Genomic DNA, 4,481 nt, shown 5'->3' with positions numbered 1-4,481 from the left:
CCCCCCAAAACCCCCAAAACCTCCAAAACCCCTTCAAAACTCATAACCATAATGATCTTGATAGCATTGCTTATGATTATAGTCCCTTTCTTTTGAAAGGCTTTAAGAGACCACATGCTTTTTTAAGACGTGTTTTAATCACTCACTAAAATGATCACTTTTGTCAGTTTAATTTACTGACATAACCGATAAAATAGACAATAGCCCATTAAAAGAGATTTTGATAATCTATGGAATAATTTTATAAGTCTTTTTTTATAGGTTATTTCCTTAAAATCTTGCACCAAAACCATGAGCAGAGCCACATCACTGTTGAGTTTCTCAACTAGTGATCAAGGCTTTGGATCGCGCCTTATTTTCTAAATTTCTGAAATCTTTTTGATATTTTTAAAGTGCTATTTCTTGTCTTTTTTTCCGATAAAATTAACTATTTTCTCTTTCCACGAGCGGGGTTGCTCCTTGTTGATAACCTCTTGTTGATCATCAAAATCTTTTGCTACCTGTTCAATCAAAGCGTAGCTCACTTGCTTGGTTTTTTCTACTTTTTTGGCTAAAGCTAATGCTCGTTCTAGGTGGGTTTTGTTGATGCTCTCGTCAAAACCTAGATGATCACCTGCCGTAAAGCTTTTCTGATAAGATTGTAAGGTCTCAACATCGCCCAACAAAGCAAGAGCGCCAATATGAAGCAAAGCATAATCCTTATTATCTGTTTTGGACTTTGCATCCTGTTGCCAAGGAGCAGCGCCATAATCACAGCGAAGTCTTTCAGAAAGATCAATATCTTTGACTGCCCATTCTAGCGCATCATCAAGCGCTTGCTTTAAGCGATCCGCAGTGACTTCTGGTTCAAAGATTTCCAATCCCTTTGCTTCAAAATTAAGTTCTAAATCCGGGAAATCTTGCACGTTGGTAGGATCAATGAATTTACAAGCGGTGGAAAGAATGCCCGTGCTAATCAAAAAGGCGCGATCAAATTGAGGGTAATCTTTAGCAATTTCGTCGTTATAAAGAATGTCTACTTCACGATCAGCCAATTGATAGCTTGCTATATAATCATCACCATCGATTTTTTTAGTCGACCAGCCTAAACTTTTTAAAAGAGCTGTGGCACTTTCCATAGTGAGACGATCATCATTGTCATCCGTTTCATCTACTTCTTCTGCCGCTTCAACAGAAGTTGTTTTAGAAGCAACAGGTGTTGTTTGTGGATCGAGAGACAAAATCGGAGCGTTTTTAGGAAAACCCATTCGATAATGCTGGGCAAGAGTAAGAGCATTGTCAATATCATATTTTGTGATAGTGCCTACAAAGCCTAGACGATTTTTTCTTTGAAAACTCTCCTTATAAAATTTGAGCTTTTTGACATTACCAGTCAAAATAAGTGCTATAAGGTGACATTCTGCAAGGCAAGATTCACTATCCGTTGACAAAGCAGCATAATCATAGATGATTTGGCTGGTATTTTGCCTATCAGCCCACTCAAGAATATCCGCACAGATCTCCCTCAGTTTGCCCTCGTCCAATTCAGCACCAGACAACGTATAAACTTCTTCTGCCTCTTTGAGAGCTATGTATTGAAGCTTGTCGGAAAAAACATCACGATGAGCAGTAGAGAAGCCAAGTGTTGAAAGAGAAGTCTTGAATGCAACAATCGGCTCTTCTTCATCACTTTGAAAGCTGTACGCTATATTAATTATACGCTCTTTAGTTATGAAATAAGCATTGCGCTCGTAGTTTTTATCCCGATAAACTGTCCAACCCATTGCTTCTAGTTGCTGGGCAATTTTATCAAAAACAACTAAAACTTGCGAACTAAGCCGTTCATCCGCTACCTCTCGCTCTTTCAAAACCGTTAGATATCCTTCAGCAAATTCAATAGTACGATTAACATACTCCTCCAGTTCTTCATCAAGATTTTGCAAATGGTCAGGAATCTTGCCCGATGCAAGTGAATTTTGATACGATTTCAGAATATCAATCTTACCTGTTAACGCTAAGCAAGCCAAATGCCAAATCACATCTGGATAATAGCTATATTCCTGAAAAAGCGTTTTACTTTCTATCGCTGCTTCTAGATCTTGAGCACGTGCCCATTGTATCACTCGCTGAGAAATTTTGATAAGCTCCTGCTCATTTAATGTCTCTACACGAATATCAATCCCTTTATCAAACTCACTAATCCCCCCTCCTCCAATAGTATTAAAAGAATTATAAATATTTGTAGCTGATATCTGCCTACATTTTCTACTATCGTGAATATAATGGCAAGCTACAGAAATATCTTCGTTGGAGATCTCTGCTTCAAGATGAACACTGTAATCATCATGAAGACGGATAAAACCAAAATTAAATTGAATAAAACGATCCGGCAAAACCAACCACGTTTTCCCAAGCTCTGTGGCAAACCACCCTTGGGTTTTAAGAATGCGCGTTGCTGCTGCAAGGCTTATCAAACGCTGTTTTGGTTTTTTGCGTGCTAAAATGTCATCCAATTCGTTATTTTTATAAGCCTCAGCAAAAAAGATAACGCGCTCAACCTGTGTTATTTTTTCATAATCAGAAAACTCTTGTGTATATAATTGAGGTGTAGGTTTGTAATTTCTTAAAGCTTCGATATCGCCGAGTAGAGCCTTTGCAACGAGAGAATGATTAGCAGCTTTTTCATGTAATTTTTGCTCAATATCTTGTGCTTTCGCCCAAGCTAACACTTTGTTTAAAGCTACCTTGACATGACTTTCAAAAAACTCCAGCGCTGTAACTCCAAAATTCTCTTCTGAAGAAATCAGCATATCCTCATATTGAGGTTGCGATTCTTTACCGTTAGCATATTCACAGCCAAGACAATAAGCAGCAGTGGTGAGACTGACAGAAACCCACAATCTTCCGCTATCCCGTCCATAATCTATGACGCCGTAGTGAATACGCACTATGCGATCGGGGAGGTGATAATAAGCAAACATATCACCCATTTCATCGCGATGGGGCTCCCAACCAACTTTTTTTAAAATCTCTGTTGCGTCTTTGGTTTGCATCGTCATTACCCCCCAGCATGTTCTATAATTCTTTTACAGAGAAATTCATAAAAATTACTTGCGTAATACTGGGGATCGCTAGGTGGAAAATCAAAATAGAGTGCACATTCTCCATTCTGGAATTGAGAATAATCAAAGTAAAGTATCTCACCAAAATCATTTTTACTGACGACAAGCTGCTGTGGTTTTGCTAAACCATTTTTTATATCGTTCAAGTTACGGTAAACAATATCATCACTACGTGCAATCTCAAAATTTGTATTATAAACGCTAAATACTTCCTCACCACAAATTTCTCCTCTTCCGTAATTTTTCAAAAAACTCTTGTAAGAAGATGTGAATTGCAATTCGAGAATTTTCTCAGCCTTTTCAATCACGAGATCATCAACTGCATCATCTTCAGTACCAAAATTGATAATATCACCATTATATTTATTCACTTTATCAATTAAGACTGCAACATCAGATAAAGTGTAAGTTTTCATGAATCTTCCCCTGCATGATCCTTAATTTTTTTACAAAGGAATTCATAAAAATTACTTGCGTAATATTCGCAATCGCCCAATGCAAGCATGACATAGAGTGGGCATTCACCATCCCTAAACTGTGTATAATCAAAGTAAAAGGTTTCATCAAGATCATAACTCACAACGAGCTGTTCTGGTGTTGCAAAACCATCTTTTCTATCATTTAAATTTTGGAAAACAATATCACCACCCGGAATATCTGCTCCACACTCCTTATAAAGACTATAGATTTCTTCACCTCCAATTTCTCCTCCTACATATTTTTTTAAAAAAACTTTGTAAGACGATGTGAATTGTAAACCTAGAGTTTTCTCTGCCCTTTCAATCACAATATCATCAGCCGCATTTTCTTCAGTACGAAAATTGATAATATCATTATATTTATCAATTAATACTACAACATCATCTAAGGTATAGGTTTTCATCAATTATTCTCCATAAATTATTCTACAAATTTCTGTTTTTTCTCTTTTCATCAACCGTAGAGTATTACTGCCGGTTCTCCTGTCCCCATCCGTTAAAATCTATCCCTATGATACCCCATTTCATATCGATCATTCCTCCTAAGTTACTGTTTTTTTGTTCTCTATAACCTTTACGGCGCTCTTTCCAATATTCCTCTCTCTGCTTCTCAAACTTTTTTCTATCTATAAGTGATTGATGTGTGTTGGAAGGAGCATGAATCACAGAAGTATATTTTTGGTGAGATTCCTTGCTAATTTCTGCTATGGGGCCCTCAGGCGTTTGCTTTAGGTGATGCAACTCAACAGACTTATTATCAAAACCTATAGGTGCTCTTCCTGTTTTCATTCTCTCAATATTGGTGCCCCATACTTCTTCCCCTTTTACTATCCAACTAACAATTTTGTTAGGATCAAACAGGTCGTCTCTCTGATAAACTTTGTTTGTCTGACCAAATTTG

General features: G+C 37.3%; 3 protein-coding genes and 1 pseudogene. All 4 read right to left on the bottom strand.

What is annotated here, in order from left to right; genetic code table 11:
• Positions 1–395: 395 nt before the first annotated feature.
• A complete protein-coding gene (locus GQO39_RS08060) occupies positions 396–3,032 on the bottom strand; it encodes a DUF6990 domain-containing protein (protein WP_156851707.1) in 2,637 nt (878 codons plus the stop codon).
• Positions 3,033–3,037: 5 nt separating this feature from the next.
• Positions 3,038–3,517 carry an SMI1/KNR4 family protein gene (locus tag GQO39_RS08055; protein ID WP_156851706.1) on the bottom strand — a complete coding sequence of 160 codons (480 nt, stop codon included), beginning with the start codon at positions 3,515–3,517 and terminating at the stop codon, positions 3,038–3,040.
• Between the two features lie 2 nt (positions 3,518–3,519).
• Positions 3,520–3,984, bottom strand: a pseudogene (locus tag GQO39_RS08050) (SMI1/KNR4 family protein); the annotation flags it as partial.
• A 64-nt stretch (positions 3,985–4,048) separates the two neighbouring features.
• A partial coding sequence (locus GQO39_RS08045; RefSeq protein WP_246668555.1) for an HNH/ENDO VII family nuclease occupies positions 4,049–4,481 on the bottom strand: 433 nt, incomplete at its 5' end.

It is taken from the genome of Bartonella refiksaydamii, assembly GCF_902652675.1.
Lineage (GTDB): Bacteria > Pseudomonadota > Alphaproteobacteria > Rhizobiales > Rhizobiaceae > Bartonella > Bartonella refiksaydamii.
Note: the sequence above shows the minus strand (reverse complement) of the source record. Positions and strands in the feature narration are given on the sequence as shown.